The organism is Enterovibrio qingdaonensis (assembly GCF_028683135.1).
Lineage (GTDB): Bacteria > Pseudomonadota > Gammaproteobacteria > Enterobacterales > Vibrionaceae > Enterovibrio > Enterovibrio qingdaonensis.
On record NZ_JAJUBB010000010.1, the window covers coordinates 118,294 to 143,311 of the forward strand.

The 25,018-nt window shown below is 43.6% G+C and carries 20 protein-coding genes; 5 read left to right on the plus strand and 15 right to left on the minus strand.

Annotated features, from left to right (window positions below):
• Nucleotides 1-2: 2 nt before the first annotated feature.
• From LRP49_RS14865 to LRP49_RS14915, 11 genes are all read right to left on the minus strand, one after another.
• Nucleotides 3-1,718 (minus strand): HAD-IIIC family phosphatase, encoded by a 1,716-nt coding sequence (locus tag LRP49_RS14865; RefSeq protein WP_274143088.1) that lies wholly within the window; start codon nucleotides 1,716-1,718, stop codon nucleotides 3-5.
• A complete protein-coding gene (locus LRP49_RS14870; protein ID WP_274143089.1) occupies nucleotides 1,705-2,988 on the minus strand; it encodes a lipopolysaccharide biosynthesis protein in 1,284 nt (427 codons plus the stop codon). Before LRP49_RS14870 ends, LRP49_RS14865 begins: the two co-directional genes overlap by 14 nt.
• Nucleotides 2,989-3,091: 103 nt before the next feature.
• A complete protein-coding gene (pseI, locus tag LRP49_RS14875) occupies nucleotides 3,092-4,147 on the minus strand; it encodes a pseudaminic acid synthase (RefSeq protein WP_274143148.1) in 1,056 nt (351 codons plus the stop codon).
• Between the two features lie 7 nt (nucleotides 4,148-4,154).
• Nucleotides 4,155-5,657, minus strand: coding sequence for a UDP-2,4-diacetamido-2,4,6-trideoxy-beta-L-altropyranose hydrolase (gene pseG / locus LRP49_RS14880; protein ID WP_274143090.1), 1,503 nt, complete (start codon nucleotides 5,655-5,657; stop codon nucleotides 4,155-4,157).
• A gap of 8 nt (nucleotides 5,658-5,665) precedes the next feature.
• Nucleotides 5,666-6,364, minus strand: a complete 699-nt coding sequence (gene pseF, locus LRP49_RS14885; protein WP_274143091.1) for a pseudaminic acid cytidylyltransferase — start codon at nucleotides 6,362-6,364, stop codon at nucleotides 5,666-5,668.
• Entirely contained in the window at nucleotides 6,364-7,527 is a 1,164-nt protein-coding gene (pseC, locus tag LRP49_RS14890) for a UDP-4-amino-4,6-dideoxy-N-acetyl-beta-L-altrosamine transaminase (protein ID WP_420791588.1), read from the minus strand. Before pseC ends, pseF begins: the two co-directional genes overlap by 1 nt.
• 8 nt (nucleotides 7,528-7,535) lie before the next feature.
• Entirely contained in the window at nucleotides 7,536-8,549 is a 1,014-nt protein-coding gene (pseB, locus tag LRP49_RS14895; RefSeq protein ID WP_274143093.1) for a UDP-N-acetylglucosamine 4,6-dehydratase (inverting), read from the minus strand.
• A gap of 450 nt (nucleotides 8,550-8,999) precedes the next feature.
• The gene (locus LRP49_RS14900) at nucleotides 9,000-11,156 is read right to left on the minus strand and encodes a polysaccharide biosynthesis tyrosine autokinase (protein WP_274143094.1); all 2,157 of its coding nucleotides are present in this window, start codon (nucleotides 11,154-11,156) and stop codon (nucleotides 9,000-9,002) included.
• An 80-nt stretch (nucleotides 11,157-11,236) separates the two neighbouring features.
• Nucleotides 11,237-11,677, minus strand: a complete 441-nt coding sequence (locus LRP49_RS14905) for an arsenate reductase/protein-tyrosine-phosphatase family protein (protein ID WP_274143095.1) — start codon at nucleotides 11,675-11,677, stop codon at nucleotides 11,237-11,239.
• Nucleotides 11,678-11,821: 144 nt separating this feature from the next.
• Nucleotides 11,822-12,997: a polysaccharide export protein gene (locus LRP49_RS14910; protein ID WP_274143096.1), complete on the minus strand. Its 1,176-nt coding sequence runs from the start codon at nucleotides 12,995-12,997 to the stop codon at nucleotides 11,822-11,824.
• Between the two features lie 534 nt (nucleotides 12,998-13,531).
• Nucleotides 13,532-13,888: a hypothetical protein gene (locus LRP49_RS14915; RefSeq protein WP_274143097.1), complete on the minus strand. Its 357-nt coding sequence runs from the start codon at nucleotides 13,886-13,888 to the stop codon at nucleotides 13,532-13,534.
• A gap of 218 nt (nucleotides 13,889-14,106) precedes the next feature.
• Here LRP49_RS14915 and LRP49_RS14920 point away from each other — a divergent pair, with 218 nt between their 5' ends.
• From LRP49_RS14920 to LRP49_RS14935, 4 genes are all read left to right on the plus strand, one after another.
• Complete coding sequence (locus LRP49_RS14920; protein ID WP_274143098.1) at nucleotides 14,107-14,355, plus strand: hypothetical protein; 249 nt, start codon at nucleotides 14,107-14,109, stop codon at nucleotides 14,353-14,355.
• 88 nt (nucleotides 14,356-14,443) lie between these two features.
• A complete protein-coding gene (locus LRP49_RS14925; RefSeq protein ID WP_274143099.1) occupies nucleotides 14,444-15,193 on the plus strand; it encodes a YjbF family lipoprotein in 750 nt (249 codons plus the stop codon).
• A 1-nt stretch (nucleotide 15,194) separates the two neighbouring features.
• Nucleotides 15,195-16,040 carry a capsule biosynthesis GfcC family protein gene (locus LRP49_RS14930; RefSeq protein WP_274143100.1) on the plus strand — a complete coding sequence of 282 codons (846 nt, stop codon included), beginning with the start codon at nucleotides 15,195-15,197 and terminating at the stop codon, nucleotides 16,038-16,040.
• Nucleotides 16,041-16,042: 2 nt separating this feature from the next.
• Nucleotides 16,043-18,196, plus strand: a complete 2,154-nt coding sequence (locus tag LRP49_RS14935) for a YjbH domain-containing protein (protein ID WP_274143101.1) — start codon at nucleotides 16,043-16,045, stop codon at nucleotides 18,194-18,196.
• 206 nt (nucleotides 18,197-18,402) lie between these two features.
• Here the strand turns inward: LRP49_RS14935 and LRP49_RS14940 are convergent, their stop codons facing one another.
• From LRP49_RS14940 to LRP49_RS14955, 4 genes are all read right to left on the minus strand, one after another.
• Nucleotides 18,403-19,758, minus strand: coding sequence for an MBL fold metallo-hydrolase RNA specificity domain-containing protein (locus LRP49_RS14940; RefSeq protein ID WP_274143102.1), 1,356 nt, complete (start codon nucleotides 19,756-19,758; stop codon nucleotides 18,403-18,405).
• Nucleotides 19,759-19,967: 209 nt separating this feature from the next.
• Entirely contained in the window at nucleotides 19,968-21,134 is a 1,167-nt protein-coding gene (locus LRP49_RS14945; protein WP_274143103.1) for a nucleotide sugar dehydrogenase, read from the minus strand.
• 25 nt (nucleotides 21,135-21,159) lie between these two features.
• Nucleotides 21,160-21,720 (minus strand): sugar transferase, encoded by a 561-nt coding sequence (locus tag LRP49_RS14950; RefSeq protein ID WP_274143104.1) that lies wholly within the window; start codon nucleotides 21,718-21,720, stop codon nucleotides 21,160-21,162.
• Nucleotides 21,721-21,724: 4 nt separating this feature from the next.
• Complete coding sequence (locus tag LRP49_RS14955) at nucleotides 21,725-22,660, minus strand: UDP-glucose 4-epimerase family protein (protein WP_274143105.1); 936 nt, start codon at nucleotides 22,658-22,660, stop codon at nucleotides 21,725-21,727.
• Nucleotides 22,661-23,029: 369 nt separating this feature from the next.
• Here LRP49_RS14955 and LRP49_RS14960 point away from each other — a divergent pair, with 369 nt between their 5' ends.
• Nucleotides 23,030-25,003 carry a polysaccharide biosynthesis protein gene (locus LRP49_RS14960; RefSeq protein ID WP_274143106.1) on the plus strand — a complete coding sequence of 658 codons (1,974 nt, stop codon included), beginning with the start codon at nucleotides 23,030-23,032 and terminating at the stop codon, nucleotides 25,001-25,003.
• The last annotated feature ends 15 nt before the right edge of the window (nucleotides 25,004-25,018 follow it).

Sequence of the window (25,018 nt, forward strand, 5' to 3'; positions counted from 1 at the left end):
TTTTATCCGAAAAATGAAAAAATCTTATTTTTAATCTTCTCTTTATAATATATCAGGTTGGTATTTCCGTTCTTCGTACTAACGTTAATTATTACTGCAAGTTCATCCGCCAACTGTTTATATATATTTCTTTTATAATGGCGTATATTATCAGTCAAATCATCTTGATTTTTAACATATTTGCGAACATCTAGTAATTTCACCCTATCTTTGTTTTTTTCGCAAAACTCATCTACGGCCTTATTAAATAACACATGCCTCTCTACACAACCTTTCTCATAGGATTTTGAAGGTTCTACTTCAGCTCCATTGATCAAAATAATTTTCACTCCAGATGGAATTCTACATAGTATTTCATTTAGATTAGACATAAAGTCTTCAACTTTTATATGACCAATATTTTCATATTCTTTGTAGAATTTCGACATTTTTTCTTGTACAAAGTGTTCCTTATCAACTAATTCTATTTTTTTTCCATAACCACCAAAAGGAATTATATCTCCGTTAGTGTTTACATATATATCTTGGGTATAATCCATTAATACACTATAAACAATATAGTCGAAATCAGGATCGAAAAATTTTGTTTCGAAAGATTCTTTAGGTAAATATGGAAATTCTGGAGAAAAATCAGTTTTGCCTAACAGAATACTTGTGTGTTCAGAATGAATAGATAGATTGGACTCAGTAACAAAATTTGTCTCTTCATGGATATTATTATCAGAGTTAAGATAAAAATTCATCTGAGATAAGTCACACCCGCCTTTGAACAAGATTTTATTTAGCCTATTTCCATTTTTTTCTTTTTTCTCTGTATCTACAATCGGATTGTCTATAACTTTTATCCAATCCGGTTTGAAATCACTCTCTAAGTTAACTGCAACTTCACCAACTAATTCTAATTCAGGTTCTCCTAGCTTATTATAGAGAAACTGTTCAATACCAAGATTTATTGTTCTACAAGAGAAAAGGAAATGATCTAACTTTCTTCTGTTTTCACTTAGAGAGTAAAAGCCAACCACACCATAATCGCCATAATCATCAAGTGCTGAAACCTTGTAGCTATCGCATTTTTTAACCAACTCTTGCAAGTCGCTATATGATATTCTTTTCTTAGTAAAATTCAGTTGATTAGTTCTATTTATTAGTTCATGAATCCTCTCAATATCAGTAATACTTACCTTTTCGACTAATATCTTAATATTACATGACCTAAGGAATTCTATATCAGTTTCATAGTGCTTTCGTTGCGTACATTTTTCTTCTATGAGTTGATACTGCTTCAATCTGCTATGTGAAACGTCATTTTTACCCTCCACATCAAACATTAAGCTTAGATCTTTCAGCATTTTAGGGTGAATGCAATTTATTCCTTTAACTACTTTTTCTACCTCTGTAAGATTAAGATGATTATCATCAATGAATAAAACATTTTCAGCTCTTAACCCCATTTGTTTCACTGTTTCATCAATAGCATTTCCCTTCGAATACCAACCGATTTTTGGAAAGACGAAATAATTCCATATGCCTATTTTTTCTAATTCAAATTTAACCTTATCAAAATCATTTTTTGATGAAATGGAATTTATAATTCCTCGGTTTGTTAATTCTTTTACAAGTTCTACTTTTTGGCTATCTATAGTTATGCCTTCTTCGGATAGAGTTCCATCCCAAAAGGTTTCATCAAGATCCCATACTATCAATTTAATTTGTTTCATATTCTCTTCTTTTATAGAATTTCAACCAGGGCATTGGATAAGAACTATGGGCTGCAAGCCACACTAAAATAAATCTAAAAAACATCGATATGCAAAATGCATATGCGGCACCGCTCAGTGAAAATCGCTCAAGTAGCACAATAAGGAGGAAAACATTAACACCTCCTGATGTGAGAGTAACAATCGATAGAATTGATGTGCTTTTCACATAGAAAATGTAATTTGTCACCATCAAATACATACCAACAAATATTTGCCCTATCACTAACCACGGTAGTAAAAATGCTGATTCACTATAATTTTGACCAACAATTAAATTCACAATCAACGGTGACAAATGAAACATCAACACAGCCACAACCAATAAAAGTGCAAAATAGCAGTATGTCAACCTAACAATTTTCACTTTGTCGCTATAGTTATCGAGCGTAAGCGTTTTAAATAACCATGGGCTATAAGCCTTATTTATTGCATGGAAAACAATTGCGAAAACGCTGCTTAACTGGGCAGCAACCATATAAATTCCGGCTTCAGAAAGACCAAACTTCTGGCTAATAACATATCGATCTATCATCGTTAGTAATAGACCACCAACTACAGTTGGAATAAATGGAACCCCAAAGCTTATTTTCTCACTTAATGTCTCGATTGATATTTTACTAAAGGCTAATAACCCATTTACTTTAAGGCTATGAAGTGACCATATTGATAATATTATTGAAATTATAGCTTGTGTATAGACTCTCCCATCAAGGCCTTCCTCCATTATCACAACAGCTATAATTGTGATAATAAGGTTGGCCAATCCTTGTAATGCCACAAATAAAAAGTAGCTGAATGGATTTTCTCTTATCTGCCATTGGGTCAATCTTAATTGGATCAGGAAGGAGCATGATGAAATCAATATGCTCATATATATATAATCGACATCTATTCCAATTAATGGTCGAATTTCATTTTGGAACAAAAAAAATATAAGCGTAATGATGAGAGAGCTTATAAGCAGTATAACAATTGCACCACCATTATAGTTAGCTAGTTTCTCTTCTTCATCTTTAATTTCAAAGTACTTTCTTGAAACTGATCCGATAACACTTAGCCCAGCGAAAGCACTCACAAAAGATATAAGTGTTTGGAATATTGCTAATTGACCATAGTCCTCTTGGCTTAAATATCTTGTCAATATAGGTAATAAAATAAATGGAACAAGAGAAGTTAGTATACTCCCAGAAACATAAATTAAACTCCCTTTGAATAAATTACTTTTCATACATTGGATTTCAATATTTTAAACAGTAAAGACTCTATTTATAGTCCCTTGTTATAAATAGAGCATATCTTAACTTCCTAATAGGAATTAGATGAAATCATCACTAACAATCAATTACCATTTCTCGCTTTAAAGCTGTACCTCTAAATATTTTTTTATTTGCTTTTTTTCCTATTACTTTTGAGTACTCTTTTGGTAACATCCCAAACCCTGGACGGATACTACGAACATTCTCTGAGGTGAATATTTCTCCTTCATTTACATCTTTGACGACGTAAAGTGAACGGCGAAATTTCACATTGCCTTTTTCAGCTTCTGTTCTTTCATAATTTACATTCCCCAAAGCCTGCCAAGCTGTTTTTGTATCTTGGCAAAGTGCTTTTAACTCTGAAGGCTCTAGAGAAAAACTATCGTCAGCACCACCACCATTGCGATCCATGGTTACATGCTTCTCAATCAAGCAAGCCCCTAGTGCCACTGACGTTACTGCCGTGGCATTATCTATAGTGTGATCAGAGAGTCCCGATAGAACATCGAAACGCTCAGCTATATCTGCAATTGTTTTCAAATTATATTGGTCAGCAGGTGCTGGGTAACCACTAACACAATGAAGTACGACTAATTCCTGACAACCATTATCTTTTGCTGTTCTGATGGCTTCAGCAATCTCTTCTTCATTAGCCATGCCTGTTGAAATAATCATCGGCTTACCAGTTTGAGCAACGCGCTTGATAAGAGGTAAGTCAATAACTTCAAATGAAGCTATCTTATAGGCTGGCGCATTGAGCTCTTCTAAAAGGTCTACTGCGCTAAAATCGAAGGGTGAACTAAAAATAGTTATACCTAACTCTCGAGCTTTTTCGAATAACGGCTTATGCCAATCCCATGGCATGTGAGCCCCTTTGTAAAGTTCATACAAAGTTTGACCATCCCACAAGCCACCATGGATTTGGAACTCCTCAGAGTCACAATCCATTGTGATTGTCTCATGGGTATAAGTTTGTAACTTGATCGCATCTGCACCCGCTTTTTTTGCTTCTTCCATAATTTGGTAAGCACGGTTGATATCACCATTATGGTTAGCGGAAAGCTCTGCAATAATATAAGGAGGATGTTCCAGTCCGATTTTGCGGCCGTCAATGGTTATATATGGCTTCATTTTTGCCTCAATCAATTGGTTGTCGGATATAGCTTTCTTCATCAACTTGTTGATAACGAGCTTTTTGGAATAGTCGTTGAGATGCCACATTTGCTTTCAATACTGTTGCATGTAACGTGACATCAGGGTGAATATCATCGATCGCATTGAGAGCTTGAAATGCAATTCCTCTTCCATAACTATTAGGATCTACAAATATAGAAAGAAGGTAATGTCCAGCTCCCAGTCTATCTAAACGTACAGCACCGACTTTACTTCGATCCTCTCTATTAATGACCATATAAAAATAATCGGAAGTGGATTGCAGCTTTTTCGACATCCAATTCTGATGCTCATTCCATTTTGGTACATTAGGTGTAAGCGCATATTTTCTAGTATCTGGATGACTTTGCCATTCATATATTAGTGCGATATCTTCTTGAGATGCATATTGCAAAAATACCCCATCGCGCTTTTTGCTGGCTAATTGCTCCATTTCAATGACAACTCGCCGAACTCCTCGTCCATCACAAAGAGCAAGATTAGCCTCTTTAAACTGAGACCACCGTTCGATCACTCTCATATAAGTGCCGTGCAACGTCGATGTAATATCTTTGATATCAACACAGACAGCCGCATCATGCTTAACCAGTTGCTTACAAATAAGTTGTTGGTTTTCGGCAAGGGGAACAATAATATTCGGCAGGCCAAGACAAGCCCTTTCCCAACTGGTGGTTCCTGGTGCTCCGATCGCAATATCATGTTCTAGCATTAAACTCGCCATATCAGACACAAATTCTTGATGCCGAACATTGGGTTGCGTAAAACACCACTCATTAACCTGCTGAAAATGAGGCGCTCTAGGAGACAATAAAACAGTAATGTCCGCGTTAACGTGACAACAGAGGTTCTTTAAAACTTTCAGTGTCGCGTTTGGGGCATCAATTCCTCCCATAGAGACAAGAACTCTAAGCGGACCATCCGATAATTGCCTTGAAATGGCTGCTTCTCGTTTATTAGAGAAATCCATTCGCAACAGCGCATACTCAGTACCTACGAGAACTTTGGTATTGGATGAAGCGTATTCAACTTCACTCCGTCCTAAAGTTTGATCTAACACTAAATCAGCTCTATGGCATCGTCCTAAATCATCGACAGCAAGCAAGCAACAATCCACCACTGCAAGGATTTTTTCTTGCCATTCAGCATCAATTGCGTAATGGTCCGTTACAACAAGATCTGCTGTATTGACTGCTGCCAAGAAGTCTTGTGCATCTTCTGTAACGCTCTTTTGAAGCCAAGCCTCATAATCAGCGTCATGCTGTGGTTCAATGACACGCTGAGGCGCAGCAAGTGTGATTACATTGAAGCCACGCTCTCGAATAAACGTTCGCATATCTCCTTTCAGTGGAGAACAGGCGAATTCAACTTGGTGTCCTTTTTTACGCAAAGCCTCAGCAAGTACTAAGCAGCGCATAACGTGTCCACTGCCTATCAACAAAGAGGCGTCAACCCGAAAAATAACCTTCATCGCATACCCTATTTGTTATTTAACGAGCTTATGGACGAAAATAAGGACTCAGCCAACTCCCAATCTTCAGGAGTATCAATATCTTGAACTCGATTACGAGGTAAAAGAACAACTTTTGAATGTGAGGAAAAAATAGAGAGTTTTGTTAAAAATGCACTCGATTTCCCCCAATAAAACTGTCCTGCATCATGATAAGCTTCTTCAAGATCTTGCGATCTTACTTGTTCATTTTCCGGCGAAAACATCGAAACTGAGCCAAAGTCGTCGAGTTTTATCGCTCGTTGAATTGGGAATGGAAATGAGGTTGCACTAAAGGCAAATTGCACGTCAGAAACTTGCAAAAGGGCATACCCCTGCTGCAAGTCCTCTGGCAATACAAACGGTGCAGTTGCATATAAACAGCAAACCGTCTCTACATCCCAACCTTCACTTTGGCACCAACGGATAGCATGAGCCATAACATCCATTGTTGTTGCATAGTCATCAGAAATTTCTGCTGGGCGTAAAAATGGAACTTCTGCACCATTAGCTACAGCCACGGCTGCGATTTCCGTATCATCAGTTGAAACTATCACTTTATCAAAGCAGCCAGAGGCGATGGCTGCTTCGATAGAGTATGCGATCATCGGCTTACCATGAAACGCTTTGATGTTTTTTCTCGGTATGCGCTTACTACCACCTCGAGCTGGAATAATCGCAACTATCATTAGTGCCCCTGCAAAATTTCAGTCAGTACCTTAACAACCGTATCTTGCTCTTCTTCCGTCATCGCATGAAACATTGGAAGAGAAATCGCTTCACGGTAATAGCGCTCAGACTCAGGGAAGTCCCCTGCGTTAAAGCCCATTTTTTTGTAATATGGTTGAGTGTGAACAGGAATGTAGTGCAAATTCACCCCGATCCCTTTATCTCTTAAAGCATCAAACACTTCTTTGTGTGTCAACGAAAGCTTATCTAACTGCAACCTGATAACATAAAGATGAAGACCAGAGTATGTATTCTCTAATTGAAACGGCAATACCACAGGTAGCGTCTTCAATAGTTCATTATAGCGATCAGCAAGGTGGTGACGTACCGTAATAAAATCGTCCAAACGGTTCATCTGAGAAACACCCAGCGCAGCTTGAAGTTCTGTCATACGATAGTTAAAGCCTAAATCGACCTGTTGATAGTACCAACCACCGTGACTTTCACCTTCCATTTTCTCTGAGTCTCGAGTAATACCATGACTGCGAAGCAAGGCCATCTTATCAGATAAAGCTTGTTGGTTGGTCAGTACAGCACCGCCTTCCGCTGTTGTGATAATTTTAACAGGATGGAAACTAAAGACCGTAATATCAGAATAGTCACAATTCCCTATCGGTAATCCTTGATATTTGCCACCAATAGCATGAGAAGCATCTTCAATTACCTTGAAGTTATATTCCTTTGCCAACTTAGCAATCGCTTCCATATCGCATGGTTGACCACATAAATGAACTGGTACAACAACTTTTGGAAGCTTCCCTTCCGCTTGCGCTTTGATTAATTTTTCCTCAAGGCGACGAGGACACATATTATAGGTATCAGGGTCGATATCGACAAAATCGACCTTCGCACCGCAGTACAAACCACAGTTTGCGGATGCAACAAAGGTTATAGGTGACGTCCAAAGCCAATCACCCTCGCCTAAGTCCAAAGCAAGACAAGCAATGTGCAATGCCGATGTTGCACTATTCACAGCTAGGGCATAACTGGCACCTGTATGTTCAATAAGTGCCTGCTCAAAAGCAGGAACTTGAGGCCCCTGAGTTAGAAAGTCTGAGTTCAAAACGTCAACAACACTATCAATGTCTTGTTGATTAATATCTTGCTTACCGTAAGGAATCACTACTATTCTCACACTGTAAAGTTTGGATCAACGTGCTCTTTAATTAGCTCACGAAGGCTTTCAATGCTTTCCCACTCTGTGTTTGTACCTGAGTTATATTTGAAACCAAACGGTACTTTTTCAGCTTTGTGGTGATATAGATACTCTTGCTCTGTGTAAGTGAACGATACAGAAGGCAAAATGGCGTAGTACTTACCAAGGTCGATCGTGTTTAGAGAGTCTGTGTCTGTGATCATTTCCTCATGCAATTTTTCACCAGGGCGAATACCTACGACCTCTGTCTTACATTCAGGTGCAATTGCGGTAGCAATATCTAAGATTTTGTAAGATGGGATCTTTGGCACAAAAATTTCACCACCAAGGTGGTGTTCAAGCGCATACATCACCATGTTCACGCCGTCTTGCAGCGAGATATTAAAACGAGTCATTTCGTCATGAGTGATCGGTAAAACACCTTCTGCGCGTTTTTTCAAGAAGAATGGTATTACTGAACCACGAGAGCCCATTACGTTGCCGTAACGCACAACACTGAAACGGATATCTTTCGAACCTTTGATATTGTTTGCTGCAGCAAACAATTTATCTGAAGCAAGCTTAGTTGCACCGTAGAGGTTAATTGGCGCACATGCTTTATCAGTCGATAAAGCTACAACGTTTTTAACGCCGCACTGCAGTGCTGCATGAATTACATTCTCTGCACCATCAACGTTAGTTCGTATACATTCCGTCGGGTTGTATTCAGCTGTATCCACTTGCTTTATAGCTGCTGCATGAATAATAACATCAACACCTTCACATGCCTGCACCATGCGTGATTGATCACGAACGTCACCTATGAAGAAACGCAACTGAGGGAATTCGTTGTAGGGATATTTTTGTTTGATCTCAAATTGTTTAAGTTCATCCCTTGAGTAAATAATGATTTTCTTTACATTTGGATATCTATTTAAGATGGTTTTAATGAATTGCTTACCAAAAGAACCCGTACCACCAGTTATAAGCACAGTTTTATTATTTAGCATTTTTTATTCCGAAAGTTTTCAAATTAATGAATAACCACTTTTAAAAAAGTGGCTTTTAACACCCCAAAAAAGAGGTCCAAACAGTGTAGTATCGATACCGTTAACACACTCGAAGCATGCTTGCATTTACTCAATTTATATCTTCTTCCACTTACCAAAGAATAGAGAATCCGCTGAGCATCATTAATAGTAAAATAAGCAAGGCCTATCTAGGTAGATTGACACCTATTTAAAACAAGTAGTTTGGCTAAAAAATTATGTAAAGAAACACATTTTTATGCTCATAAATTTTTAGTGCTTATAGAAAAAATTCAACAACTATAATAAACAAAAGACCTTGCCTCCCTCTTTAACCTTTGTTTGTCATTGAATTTAAAGCCTAGATGCCATCGACGGACCCAGACATTTACCTGTTGGCTAATGTCGAGCGTCTTTTCGACACCCTTTTAATTACTTGTAGCTGTAATTGTAGTAGCCGTAATTTCCACCATAGGCGTTGCTCGCCTTGCGCTCTACGGCATTGAGAATAAAGCCTTTCACTTCAATACCTGCTTTCGCAAAGCGCTCATTCGCGACTTCAATTTCTTTGACTGGGTTTTTACCAAAGCGGCCCACCATTAAGGTGGTGCCAGCATGAGTACCAATAATGGCAGGGTCGGTGACCGCAAGCACTGGGGGGGTATCAATAATCACCAAATCGTAATTTTGTGATGCCCACTCCGCAAACTCGTTAAATCGTTTATGCATTAAAAGCTCTGCTGGGTTCGGTGGAATTTTCCCGCGCGTAATCACGTCTAGGTTTTCCACACCCGAGCTTTTTAACACATCCTCTCTGCCTGCTTGACCAGAAAGCATGTCTGACAATCCATTCTCCCACTTCAAGCCAAAGTGTTTTTGCATATAGCCTTTGCGCATATCTGCATCCACCAGCAAAACTTTTTGGCCGGTTTTGGCAATTACCGCCGCAAGGTTCGATGATACAAAGGATTTACCAATGCCTGGGCTTGGGCCAGAAATCATCAAAATGTTGTTTTTCGCTTCCATCATCGCGAAATGCAGGCTGGTTCTCAGGCTGCGCAGTGCCTCAATAGAAAGGTCTGCTGGATTCGCTTCAGCAAGCAGTGCCTCTTTCGCGCTGAGGTTTCTCGCCTTTTTGGTTTTCTTTTCTATCTGAATTTGTAAATCAGACAGGGGCAAACTTGCGTATACTGGCAAACCAATCGCTTCAATTTCATCGGGGTTTTCAACACCACGGTGGAAAGCCGCTTTAAGCAGGGCAATTGCCACACCCAACATGCCACCGAGTAACGTTGCTAGTACCGCAATCAAAGGCTTCTTCGGTTTCACTGGGTGAGTGTACGATGCCGCTTTGTCCAGAATGCGCACATTGCCCACGGTGCTGGCTTTAACAATGCGCAGCTCTTGCACCTTGTTCAGCAGTTGCACGTAAATTTGCTGGTTAACTTCTACATCACGCGTTAAGCGCAAAATCTCACGTTGGGTTTTCGGTAACTTCTGTGTTTGTTTTGACAGACGCTCGCGTTCACCCAATAGAATTTGGCGTTTGTCGAGCAGTGCGGTGTAAACAGGGTGCTCTGTGGTGTATCGCTGACTTATCTCACTTTCTTTAAACGTCAATTGGTTAAGCTGCTCTTCCAGCTTCACCATCACATCCAGTGTTGCTTTGGCTTCTAAACTCAAATCGACGGATTCATTCGCTTGGCGGAACGCATTCAAGCGGTCTTCCGCTTCCGTAAGCTTAATTTGAATATCTGGCAGGCTTTTGTCTAAAAAGACGAGGCTTTTTTCCGCTTCGGCGGCATTGCGTTCCACATTTTGCAAAAAGTAGTTGGTCGCAATGTCATTCAGAAGCGCTTCAATCAAGGCTTTGTTTTCGCCTTCCATAGAAAGTTGCAACACACCGCTTTGCTTACCGCGCTCACTAACACCTAAGTTCAGTTGTAACCACTGAATCGCATCTAGTCGGCTGCGTTTCGCAATGGTGAGTTCGTCGCCCACGTTTGCGTGTAAGGCCTGTACATTGATTTCAATGCCATTTTCTGAATTCAGCTCCCCTACTGTCCCTTTTAATAGGACTTTGCCGTTTTGGTCTGTGAGCTCGTACTCTGTGGCATTCTCATTCAGTACAGTTAACGTTAAAGACTCACCCACGAGGTAATTTGGCATGGTGAAGCGTGATACCGCGGCAGACATTTCTTCGCCTGTGAGCCTTGCAATCCCTTTGCCTACAACGGGGATGTATTGCGGTGATACCACAGTGGTCAGGTTGAATTTATCAACCGTTTCGCCCAACACCATGCGTGATTTGATGATCTCTATTTCGGTGTTTGATGACGATTCACCCGAAAACATTTCTCCCATGTCGCCTAATGCTGGCATACCACTGCTTTTTTTCTCAACTTGTAGCAGGGCATCGGCTTTGTAAATGGGCGTTGAGAGCATTGCAAACGCAACACCTAGAACAGCAAATAACGCAGTGATCGAGAGGATCATCCAGCGCGCATCAATGAGTATGCCAAACAGCTTACCCAAATCGATTTCGTCTGAAGCAGACGTCGATGATGAAGACGTGTGAGAGACAGTCATAAGGAATTCAAATTTCTCGATGTTGGTTTAAGGGGGAATGTTATTGTGTGAAGGGGTCCGTTCAATTTACTGCTCGCGCCTCACAGCTTTTTGGCCCAAGCGGCGGCAGACTCTTCCAGTATCGACCACGCAAAATCAAACGCTTCGCGACTTTGGCGGTACGGGTCAGGGATCTCTTTTTGACCTACCCACTGCCCAAACAGCATGGTTTTTCCTCTTGCTGCTGGCGCAATGCTGCACACGGCATCAATATGACCTTTCTCCATCACCAGAATCAGGTCGTACTCTGCCGCCATCGCTTCTGTCAGTTGACGAGAGCCGTGCGGGGTAAGGTCTATGCCATGTTCCGCCGCCACCGTTGTCGCCATGCTGTCCGCTGGCTTACCCACCAATTTACTGATTTCTGAGGCAATGCCCGCCGAGTCGACTTGTTTGTTTGGCAGGAGGTTTTTTAGCAGGTATTCACCGGTCGGCGAACGGCAAATGTTGCCTACACAGACAACCAGAATTTTTTGAAACATAGTTAACTCACGTTTGTTTTGCTTCCTTGCCACCAAGAGTTTCTTCGTGGCAAGGGTTTGTAATCCATCTGTGGAAATTGCTTGTTGCTGATAGCTTATGGCTTAAAGCTCTTGGCTTATCGCGTATAGCTTATAGCTTGCGGCTTAAGGCCAATTACGCACGCGAAGAACACCTTCGGTTAGCTCATTAAACCCGGTAATAGTTGGCAACAATTGGCGGATCACGCGGTTCCAACGGGTAATTGGCGCAGCAGTCACGTAAACCACATCATAAGGCTGCAGCGCAAATTCGGTACCAAGTACCAGTGCCGAGGCATCTTTGATATCAAGCTGATAAATGTCTGCAATTTTTTGCGGGGCTTGTTCGGCATTCGCATCAGAAGTGGTTTCTGTTGCGGCTAAACGGTCACGCGCTGGCACGCCGCGGATCACAAATACGCCCGTGGCATCTGCTTCCAGTTCGTTAATTCCGCCGACGCTGCTCAGTGCTTCAGTCAGGCTCATGCCGGTGCGATCCATTTTTAGCAATTGCGGGTCGTTCACTTCGCCCATCACAAACACTTTTTGTGCGTCGTTACTTGGCACGTGCACAATGTCACCGGCTTGCAGTAAACGGTTTTGTGTTAGGTCACCACGTTGCATCAAGGCATACAGGGAAATCGCTTGCGCTTCGCCGTTTCGTGTCAGGCTCACATTTCGCCAATCGGCATTTTCAGACAGGCCACCGGCTTTGTTAATGGCATCGAGCAGCGTAAGGGGAATGTTAGTAATTGCCTGTTGACCAGGCTTAGACACTTCGCCAGTGATGTAGGATTTTTGCGAGCGGAACGCGGCAATGTTTACATCTACCTGAGGCTGTTCAATAAAACGGGCGAGGCGTTTAGAAATGTCATCACGAATTTCCATCGCGGTTTTGCCCTGCACATGCACGGTACCAATATACGGGTAGAAAATGGTGCCGTCCGCATGAACCCAGTTGCCCGACTCGCTTGAGCTTCGGTACGAACCCGCTGGAATGGTTAATTCTGGGTGGTCCCAAATGGTCACGTTTAGGATATCACCGGGACCAACACGGTATTCATAGCGCGCAATAATACTGTCCAACGCGGGGTTAGCTTGAGCCGTGTATGCATCCGGTGTGAAGGTGGAGATATTGGCGGGGGTTAACGCATGTACATTGACCAATTGCTCAATGGCGTGTTCATTGCTTTCCGTTGACGCTTGCTTACCATCTAAAGAAAGATGGCTTCCTGGCATGGCACAACCTGAAAGCGTGGCAACAAGGAGCACGCTCAATGCGATTTTTTTCTTTAGATACATATTGAAATACTACGCGGTATGTCTGAAATAGAGAGTGACGACCTTGTCAACTCAACGTGCTAGCAAAAACGCAGTGATTTTGCCAGATAAAGAAAATTCGTCCCAAAGGGATGACGGACTTTTTATTGTAATTGCGATCTTGCTTCTAAGTTCACGACTAAAATTAAGTCACGCTACCGCCCTTTGGTGTCGTTCCAAAAGCCCGCTCGCATAAACTCACCACCAGCAAGATTGCACACTGAGAGCATTTCAACATGAAATGCTCTGGGCTACTTATTGGAACGAAAGTCTCAAATATTGTCTTATTAGCTCAATTTTAAGAGCGCGAAGTTTAGCATTAGATATGCGGGAGTGAGTAGTCAAATACGCATTTTTTCTGGACATCAGGTCTGAATTTAGAGACGTAGTTAACAAAAAACAAAATTAAAATCGTGGTATTTGCAAGGGAATATAGTTGGCATTTGAGAGTGTATTGTTGCGCGCCGTATGCCCTCGAAAAATAGCACTTCGCTACGCGTTAAATTTCGGCACGCCTTAAGATTCAAATACGGCTAATTTTCCGACATTGATGGTTTGCCCTCGGTCGAGTAATTCCACATTCCCATCACCACAAATGGTTAAGCGAATAAGCGGCATGGGTTCATTCACGTAGTATTCGCAATCCGGCGTGCCTGCACCAATAATTCGGCTGTATATAACGACGCCTTTACTCAAAAACGAGGGCTCTACAAAGACCAAGTGTTCATTTGCCGCGGCAACGTGCACCGCTTCATTTACGCCACTTGCCCACTGAATACTTCCATTCGCTTCGACATGCGGTGCGGCAGTTTGCACGCACCCGGTCAACACCGTCACACCCAGTAAAATTATCCCCTGCAAATAGCACTTCATATTTTTTCTCTACCGCCTTTTGAAAAATGAAACCCGTGCAAAAATGTAAAAATCAACATTAAAAGAAAGTCGTCTGTCACAAAATAAAACAAAGCGATCTCGCAATCGCCGTCAATTAATCACTTTGTTTGTTTACTTAGGCAATGTATATGTTTAGCATTTGAAACGCATGCCTTTTTAATAAGATTTGCATGCTTTACACAATATTGGAGTAAAACATGAAAAAAACAGCAATTGCAGCATTGGCTGCAATGATGATGGCTGCGCCAGCAATGGCCGCTGAAGAAGCTGCTGCAACAACTGGTGGCTCAACTGGCGGTGCGGGTGCGGGTGCAGCAGCAGCAGCAGGCGGTGTAACCGCAACTACCGTAGCCGTTGGTGCTGCCGTTGTTGCTGCGACCGTTGTTGCCGTTGATTCATCTGACAACGACAACACCACCACAACGTCTGTATCAGCTCAAGGCTAACAACGTGTGGTAATTAAAACCGAACAGCCAAAGCTGTTCGGTTTTCTTTATCTTTAATTCTTGTTTTTTCTTTGTAGCAGTATTAACCATGTCAGTAATCCCCTCTGTTTTTAAATCTTCGGCAACAATACTGGCAGCCTTGGTGCTCGCGGGTTGTAGCCAAAAATTCCAAACCGTACAAGACACTTTTTCCTTGGCCCTATTTGGCCCAGAGGCGTTGGAAATAGACCCGTCTTACGTTGAAAACCTGCCTTACGCCAGTATGTATGTGAAAAATGAAAATGGCGGCACGGCATTAATGGTGTTGGGGTATGCGGATCCCTTGGTTATAACAAACAATACTGCAGTTACGGCAACTGTTGCAGAAACAGCGATGGCCTCCTCCAAGGGGTATCGGTTGAAATGGCTGTCGGCAAACCAAGAAATGCTCATTACGGAATTTGGCCGAATCGTTAAAACAGTTAATTTTGGTGATGGTAATATCACCGACAGTTATTCAATGCATGCAGACCCGATTGCTTTAGGGCTATTAAAGCCTACAACGCCAAAAACATGGACACGCACCCTTGACTGGCAACCCGGTAACCATATTGGGTATACGCTCACGTCAACGTTCGAATTTATTGGCGAGGCTCTTATTGTGGTGAATGACAAACCGGTTCCCGCACTGTCCTATATTGAACAGGTGAATGCGCCGGAATTAGACATGACGTTTACCAATACGTTTTGGCTTGAGCCCGTCACTGGCCGCGTTATTGCTAGTGAACAAATTCCCGCCCCTGGCTTTCCTCGCTATGAGCTTACCGAATTAAAAAGATTTTCCGGGGTAGATAACTAACATGACTGCTCACTACTCGTTTACTCAACAAATTAAAAGTTTTTGTCCGTCAATGCCATTCAGTTATTTAACGCGCATTGTCACTTTCTTATTTATTAGTGTTGTAACCAGTGCTCACGCAGAAAATAACAACCTGACCGTGATTACCGCAATCGACAGTCCTTCTGAGTTTAAAATTCGCTTCGACGGCGTTCCACGCGCATCACAAATAGCGTCTCAAGGGACTCAATTAGTTAGGTCGCAAACAGACAACACGCTTGCCCATGGCACTGATGCGATTTATTGGTTAGGGGCCGGCCTTTTTGATAATGACACAGGCAATGCCGAACAATTGCTTTCATCTGTAAACAAAATGCTTTCCCACGTCACGCAAATTTGGCAAAACGATGATGAAAAGCTAGAGGCGGTAAAACAACTGCAAGACTTTATCCATGCATCCCTTTTTAAGACACGTATTCCCGTCACGCTTGATGAAGATTTTTACCTTGCAGGTTCGCGAATCAACCCCTTGGTTGACGGAAACCTTACGTTGTTACTGCCTAAGCGATCGGACTCAGTACAAGTAATTGGCGCGGTATTGCATCCTCAAACTGTACCATTTTCAGTAACGCATTCGGCAGACGATTACCTGTCTGTCGCCACGCCACTTCATTCCTTTGGCAATAGCACGGCGTTTGTTGTGCAACCTAACGGGGAGATAGAAGAACACCCTATCGCCTATTGGAATGCGCAGCCGAAGAACATAGCACCGGGTGCCATTGTTTATATGCCGTTTCAGCGATTGCCTTCAGCACTGTCTTCGCTAAATACGGATATTGTTCAACTTCTTCAGCACCGGGTTATGTAGTCATGCATCATCGTTTGTTTACCTTGTCTTCACTGTCTCTGGCGATGATGACCGCACTCCCTGTGAGTGCCAATGACCAACACATTACGCCTTTCACACCGACACAAAGTGATTTTGGTGGTGTAGGTTTGATGCAAGTGCCAACGGGCCGTGTCGCGCCAGAAGGGGAATTTTCCCTCGGTGTGACCATGAATGGCGATTACCACCACTACCACACTTCTTTGCAACTGATGCCTTGGATGGAAGCAACCATTCGCTATACCCAAGTGCCAGAACGACGCTATAGCAACGATGAGAGTTTTAGTGGTGACACCTACTACACCGATAAAGGCATCGATGTAAAACTGCGTTTGTGGGAAGAAAGCTACTGGTTACCGGAAACCTCCGTGGGTATTCGGGATATGGGCGGTACCGGCTTGTTTGATGGCGAGTACATTGCTGCTAGTAAACATATGGGGCCGTTGGATTTCACCCTTGGCGTAGGCTGGGGATACTTGGGTAACCGTGCAAACCTTGCCGGTGATAAAACGCAAGGCACGGATTGTGGCCGTGACACCAGTTTTAAAGGAAAAGGCGGCAGCTTTGACTACAGCCGCTGGTTTACGGGTTGTATGTCTGTGTTTGGCGGTGTGGAGTACCAAACGCCGTATGCGCCACTTTCGTTGAAGTTGGAATACGAAGGCAACGATTACCGCTCTGAATTCGCGCCGAATATTGTACAGGACTCGCCGTTTAACCTCGGTGCGGTTTACCGCTTAGGTGATTGGGGTGACATTCGCGCCAGCTATGAACGCGGAAATACCTGGACGCTAGGCTTCACGCTGAAAACCAACTTCAATACCCTCAAGCAAAACTGGGTCGACACCCCTACTCCTGCATATCAAAACACGGTAACCAAAAACGTTGACGACATTGATTGGGACAAGGTTGCTGTCGATTTAAAAACCATTGCGGGTTACAGCCAAACCAAAGTGTATGCGGATAACAACACCGTGACCGTGGTGGGCAGCCAGTCTAAATACCGTGACCGCGATTTCGCCCATGAAAAAGCGGCCATGATTTTGGCGAACACTGGCTCGACGGCGAAAGAATTTGTGTTGATTGAAGAACAAGCCAACCAGCCAACGACGCAGACCACGATTGATACGGTCACTTATCGCAAAGTGGCGAATCAAGAATACGTGGGCGCACATGTGTCTGATGCAGTAACCGTTGTCGACCCAAGCTCACCGCGCGGTATGCTGCAAGCGGACACATCAAAACCTTGGTCTGTCAGCGTGTCACCGACCTTGCAACAGTCGATTGGTGGCTCTGAAGACTTCTACATGTTTAACCTTGGGGTGTCCGGTGGTGCCAGTTATTGGCTTACCGATAACTTCGAAGTCGGTGGCGGCGTTTACGTAAACCTTGTCGATAACTACGACAAGTTCCTTTACGACGTGCCGCCTGATGGCACGGATTTGAAACGCGTTCGCACGCTGGTTCGTCGTTACATTTCTGACAACACGGTTCGCGTGAACAACCTTCAGGCGACCTTGTTTAACCAATTCGGCGACAACGTTTATACGCAAGCTTACGGTGGCTACCTCGAGAGCATGTTTGCCGGTGTGGGTGGTGAGGTGCTTTACCGACCGCTTAACAGCAACTGGGCATTTGGGTTGGACTTAAATTATGTGGTTCAGCGCGACCCTGATACTCAGTTTGGTATTTTCACCGAAGAGCAACACTACGACCCAACAACAGGTCGTTATTACCGCGTGCAAACGGGCGCGCCAACGGGCCACTTTACGACCTATTATCGCCCTGAGTGGAGTTGGTTCGATGATTTGCTGATCAAGGCAAGTGTGGGGCAGTATTTGGCGGAAGATAAAGGTGTGACGCTGGATGTTTCCAAGCAGTTCGACAGCGGCGTGATTGCGGGTGCGTATCTGGCGAAAACAAACCTTTCTGCGGAAGAGTTCGGTGAAGGGAGTTTCAATAAGGGCTTCTATATCTCGATCCCGTTCGACATTTTCACGGTGAAACCAAGTGCTAGTCGCGCGGTGATCGGCTGGACGCCACTGTCTCGCGACGGTGGTCAGATGTTGGCACGTAAGTACAGCTTGTACAGCATGACCAATGCGAGATATCCGAATAGCGAATTTACCAATCGCTAGCAGGGAACCGATAACAGCAAGCCGATTGCTGCAAATCGCGCGTTGCAGGTTCTAATCATGCGATAAAAATAAAGGGGCTTGGTATTGGATACCAAGCCCCTTTTTTCATTCTAACCCGCACGGCTGTTCTTCTTTTCTTTTGTTCTTTTGTTCTTTTGTTTTTTTGTTCTGTTTTTCTGTTTTTCTGTTTAGGTCATCGCGTTGGCTTAGGTCTCCGCGCCCAAAACGGCTCGTTCGGCGAGCTTTCGCTTTTCTATTTGTTTGGCGAGGGCCTGTTGCGCCTGTTTATCGCCATGCACGATGCGCACTTCTTTGGGTGCGTTGGGGGTTCCTGCGATAAAGCGCAGCAGATCCGTTTGATCAGCATGGGCGGAATAACCAGACATGGTATGGATGTGCGCATTCACTTCGACAGATTCGTTGCCAATCTCAACCCTTTCCGCGCCACGCTGAAGGCGGCGGCCCAAGGTGCCCTTTGCTTGATACCCCGCCAATATCACATCGGTGCGCGAGTCGGGCAATAACGCCTCAAGGTAATTCAGAATACGGCCGCCATTGCACATTCCACTTGCTGCGACGACGATCGCAGGCTCGCCAGTCTGCTTTAGGCGGTTAACCAGCGCTTGGTGGTCACGGTGCGAGTCTATGGTTATGCATTGATCAAACGCCAACGGATGCCGACCCTCTTCCAATCGGGTTTTGGCTTCGCTCCCCCAAAGTGCTTTAAAGGTTCGATAGTGATCGGTCACTTTGGCTGCCATTGGCGAGTCCAGAATCACAGGGATGGTTGACCATGCCCGTTTTTCAAAGTCATTAAGCTGTGTAGCAATAATTGCTTCTATATCAAACAATAATTCTTGGGTGCGGCCAACGCTGAACGCGGGAATAAGTATGACGCCGCCATCACGCAGTGAACGGTTAATCAACGTTTTTAGCCTGTCGGCACGTTGTTCTATCGCCTCATGAGTTCCGTCGCCATAGGTGCTTTCAATCACTAATATATCGGCCCTTTCAGGCGGCGTTGGATCGGGTAATAGTGGTGTGTTGTAGGGGCCAAGATCGCCCGAGAAAACAATCGTTTCATCGGAGGGCAGTTTGATTTCGACATAAGCGGAGCCGAGGATATGACCGGCGGGTTGAAAGCGGATATCTGCCACTAACGCAGATTGGTGATTCACGCTGTGCCAGGTGCCGTAATTGACGGGAATGGTCAGGGATTCGATGAGTTTGAGAATACGCTGGCGATCTTTTCGGTTTAGACCAAGCTGAAGGCGTAATGCATCGTCTAGCATCATGGGTACAAGCTTGGCAGTGGCATACGTGCAATAGATGGGGGAACTGAAACCCGCGGCAAGCAGCCAAGGAAGCCGGCCTATATGGTCAATGTGCGCGTGCGTCAATATGAGGGCATCGATGTCATGTACATCAAATTCAATATCAAGAGGACGGACTTCATCGCCTTGGAACAAGCCGCAGTCTACTAGCAGCTTTCCATTTTCGGTGGTGAGTTGGTGGCAAGAGCCCGTGACGCCTGTTTTGGCACCGTGGTGGATGATGTGCAAAACCGCCCCCTTTCAATCGTTAGAGGCTTCATTTTTGTCAAAAAGTTGACTGAGTAGCCACTTCTTCGGCAGGTCTTATAGCGCGCTTCAACGCTTGGCTTTTAACCTAAGAGATATACATTTTCTAATGCGATGCATGTCGTTGTTCAAGGCCATGCAAACCCAAAAGCCAGAGTGTAATCTCTGGCTTTTAACGGGTTCGAATAGACTCAATCTTTACCAAACAGATCGCGCGTATACACTTTCTCTTCGACATCATTTAATTGCGGGTCGCATCGATTTGAAATGATAACGTCTGACATAGATTTAAACACATCGAGATCTTTTACCACTTCTGAACCTATAAATGTTTCTTCTGCTAATTCTGGCTCATACACCACAACTTTAATGCCATCTGCAAGCAATCTCCTCATCACGCCCTGGATAGAGGAAGACCTGAAGTTGTCCGACCCCGATTTCATGATCAGTCGGTATATCCCAACAACTTTCGGCCCGCGCTTCATCACTGCCTCAGCAACAAACGCTTTTCGCGTTGCGTTTGCATCTACAATCGCACGAATCATGTTGTTTGGTACATTCTGGTAATTAGCCAATAGTTGTTTGGTATCTTTTGGCAAACAGTATCCACCATAACCAAACGATGGATTATTGTAGTGATCACCAATTCGAGGATCCAAGCATACACCTTCGATAATCTGGCGCGAATTTAAGCCATGCGCTTCTGCATACGAATCCAATTCATTGAAATAGGCAACACGCATAGCAAGATAGGTATTTGAAAACAGCTTGACCGCTTCTGCTTCTGTGGATTCGGTGAACAACACTGAGATATCCTCTTTGCGTGCCCCCTCCACCAGCAATGCGGCGAAACGCTCGGCCCTCTCGCTTTTTTCACCAACAATAATTCTTGATGGATATAAATTGTCATAGAGAGCTCTTCCTTCGCGCAGAAACTCTGGTGAAAACAGAATGTTCTCAAATCCCAGCTCTTGTTTGATTCTTGCGGTATACCCAACTGGAACGGTGGATTTAATAATCACAACGGTATTTGGATTTAGAGTTATGACGTCTTTAATAACTGCTTCGACAGAACTGGTGTTAAAAACATTTGTTTCTGCGTCGTAGTCTGTTGGGGTTGCAACAATGACAAAATCGGCATTTTCATACGCACTTTTTTTATCTAACGTCGCGGTGAAGTTGAGTTCATCGTTCAGCAAGAACTGTTCTATTTCTTTATCCGAAATAGGGGATTTTCTCTCGTTGAGTAGCTTTATCTTGTCCTCAAGAATGTCTAACGCAACGACTTCGTGATTTTGAGCCAGTAGCAGCGAATTTGAAAGGCCAACATACCCTGTGCCGACCACTACGATTTTCATGACAAACCCTTAATAGAATTACTTTTTATACTGTGTCTTTACGAACGCGATCACCCGAGCCTTTGCCACTCACTGTTTGCACTATGTACAAAAAATAGTTTTTCAAAGACATTCCAAGGATCATCTTCTGATCCCACTCAGCAAGCTTTTCTGGGGTCGACATATCAATTTCATTAATCTGTGCCAATCCTGTAATACCTGGCAACACATCAAAGACATTCTTATTGTCTCGTGCAGCAATGAGTTCTTTTTGGTTGAACAAACAAGGGCGAGGGCCAACTAAACTCATTTCACCTTTAAGCACGTTGAATAACTGTGGCAATTCATCCAGTTTTGTTTTGCGCAGGAAACCTCCCAGTTTAGTCACTGACGACTCACTGGCTAAGTGCGTTGCAACGGATTTGGTGTCTACCGACATAGTACGAAACTTCATCAAGGTAAACGGCTGTTTATTTTTCCCCACGCGTGTTTGAAAAAATAATGGCGATCGCGTGTCCATGTAACCAATACAGTAGACGACTGCCATGACAGGCCAAAGGAAAAAGATTCCCAAAAAAGACAGTAAAAGATCTAAAAAACGCAGCATTAGATTACCTAGTTTTGCTCTGATAGTTTTTAACAGTTTCACGAAGCCCTTGCTCAACGCTGTGTGGCGGATGCCAGCCTAGCAGCTGTTTTGCTTTCGTTATGTCCACTTGCAAATTCCCCGCGAGTCTTTCTGAGATAGCTTCTTTGCCCAACGCCTTTGCTACTAGGGTAATTAGCGACACAGGAAATGGGAACACACGGGAGTTGATGTTCATACAGCGTGCGACACTTTGTAGAAGCTTTGACACTGAAAGGTCTTCATCATCCGATATAACAAACACTTCACCAGATGCCTTAGGGTGGGTCATACACATGCCAATGAAGTCTACCAAGTTCCCAACATATACCAAGCTTCGCGCATTATTGATGCTTCCCAGTGGCAGAGGGATACCTCGCTTCACCCAGTTAATCATTGAGAGGAAATTAGCTTTTACATCAGGTCCGTAAACCAATGGAGGTCTTATGATAACCACCTCTAAACCCGTTCTCTCTGAAATTTCCATCAGCCCTTGCTCTGCGAGGTATTTGGATAACCCATACGGGTCTTCAGGCGGCTGCAATACTTGCTCGGTAAATGCTGTTCCCGCCTTCGTACTCTCACCATTCACTTTGATAGAGCTGAGAAAAATAAAGCGTTTAACACCAGCAGCCGACGCTTGCTCAGCAAGTCGCAGAGTTCCTGCCACATTGATCGCTTCATAATCAGAAAGTGCTGTCACGCCAGGCTGATGTACAAGTGCCGCACAATGAACAACGCAATCAACACCGCAAAGAGCCTCTTCCCAATTTGAGGTGGTGCTTAATTCCATTGAAACAAGGCGTTTATCTTCTGTTGTCCAATGCCTTGCTTGCTTTTTACTGGTATGACCGTTCAGGTCTGCCCATTCAGCAACCCGTTTTCCAACGAAGCCTGTTGCTCCGGTAACAAGGATTTGCAACCTGATGTTCCTTACTAAAATGCTGCCAACCGAGTACCTATGATTTTTTAGAAGTGATTCTTGCTCACAGGTTAGCCAGTAGTTTTTAACCTAATCAGCTAGCATAACATTTCTGTCTTTAAGCGTCTTCGCTTGGTCAAAACATTCTACTCACCCTCACCCACTTCTTTATGTGCCTAAAAATAAAGCCAGGGAACTCACTTTCACTTTAATTGCTCTTTGTCGTATTTGACGGGGTTGGTTACACTATGAAGATTAGTTGGGTGGTTATATTGTTACGCATGCTTAATGCTGCTTCTTTTTTGGGCAGCACTTCGTTTAACTCTCAGTCATTCTTCAACACTTTTTATTCATTAGTGACCAAAATATATGATAAATCCTATTGGCACACTCCTAGGTGCGGAAAGACATAACAAACGCATGTTTACTATGTTTTATGATGCCCTAGCCATTTCCTTTTCGCTCTATGCTGCTTTCGCTTTAAGAATGGACACTCTCTACCCGCCAATTGGGGCTCAAGAGATAGCGTCCTTTGCAGTTACGACTGTAGTAACTTTACTGATCTTCATCCGTTTTGGTCTATATCGCGCTGTTTTGCGTTATATCCTCGTACCCGCTCTAGGCAATATCTTCTTTGCGGTTTTTGCCTCTGCCGTGGTGCTCGCCCTCTCCAGCTTCATCCTTCAGTCTTTCTTGCCCAGAAGTGTCCCTTTCATTTATGCGGGCGTTGCTATTTTATCCCTTGGCGGACCGCGCATACTGATTCGCACCATTTACTACCACCTAATGAAGCGTAAAAAGCCGAATGTATTGATCTATGGTGCAGGCTCAACAGGCCGTGATTTAGCGTTTGCTTTACAACAAGGAAGTGACTACCACCCTGTCGCATTTATTGATGATGATCTTGCCAAGAAATCAAACATTATGCTGGGGCTGAAAGTGTATAGTTATGACGATTTCGACAAGTTAAAAGGACTCTATAAGCCCGTAAAATTACTACTGGCGATCAACAACATCGACGGAAACAAACGTCTTACTCTTGTTGATAAGCTAGCGGAGCTGCCCATTAAAGTGCAATCTGTTCCCTCAATGGAGGACTTGGCAACAGGAAAAGCCAGTATCGAACAAGTTCGAGATTTGGATATTGCAGAGCTCCTAGGACGCGAGCAAGTTGCTCCTATTGGGTCTTTGCTTTCTCGATGTATTTCTGACAAGTCTGTCATGGTTACTGGTGCGGGAGGCTCTATTGGTTCCGAATTGTGTAGACAAATACTTAAGCAAAAACCGCATACATTGGTTCTTTTTGAGCTCAACGAGTACAACCTTTATCAAATCGAGCGGGAGCTTTGTCAACTCAAAGCGACTGTTAGCCCAGACACGCAAATCATTGCCGCATTAGGCTCCGTTCAACGTCAGAATCGCCTAGAGAAAATGATGTCTGCTTTCAACGTTGAAACCATCTACCACGCTGCCGCGTACAAACACGTTCCTATCGTCGAGCAGAATATCGTAGAAGGGATCAGAAACAACGTTTTTGGTACCTGGTATTGTGCTGAAGCAGCAGTGAAGTGTGGCGTAAAAGACTTTGTATTAATTTCTACAGACAAAGCCGTTCGACCAACCAATGTGATGGGAGCAAGTAAGCGCCTCTCGGAACTCGTGCTTCAAGCTCTTTCAGACAGAGAATCAAACACTAACTTTACGATGGTGCGCTTTGGAAACGTGCTAGGTAGCTCTGGCTCTGTGGTGCCACTTTTTAGAGAACAAATTCAAGCCGGAGGACCCGTAACCGTTACGCACCCAAATATCACGCGCTACTTCATGCTTATCCCCGAGGCCGCCGAATTGGTGATCCAAGCCGGTGCTTTGGGTAACAGCGGTCAAGTTTTTGTGCTAGATATGGGAGATCCCGTAAAGATACTCGACCTAGCCAAACGCATGATCAACCTTATGGGTTATAAAGAACGTATCTCACCAGAGGACTCTTTGGGCTCAGACTATTTCGACGACGAAGATATCGAGATTCAATTTACGGGTTTGAGGGCAGGCGAAAAACTATATGAAGAGCTTCTTATAGGAGACAACGTTTCCGGCACCGAGCACCCCAAAATTCTGACTGCTCTTGAGCTGAAGCTCCATTGGGATGAAATTGAACCATTATTGAAAGAGCTTGATGTTTACTGTCATGATTTTGAGTTCCATAAGATTATTCAATTATTAACACTCTCTCCATTGGGCTACACACCAGAGAAAAGCGTTAAAGATCTCCTTCATGATGGCAACTTGTCCAGGTCTGCTTTTCATAACACCGAAAGTGAAACTTCTCGAAATAACACGAACTAGGATTAAAGTGACCTG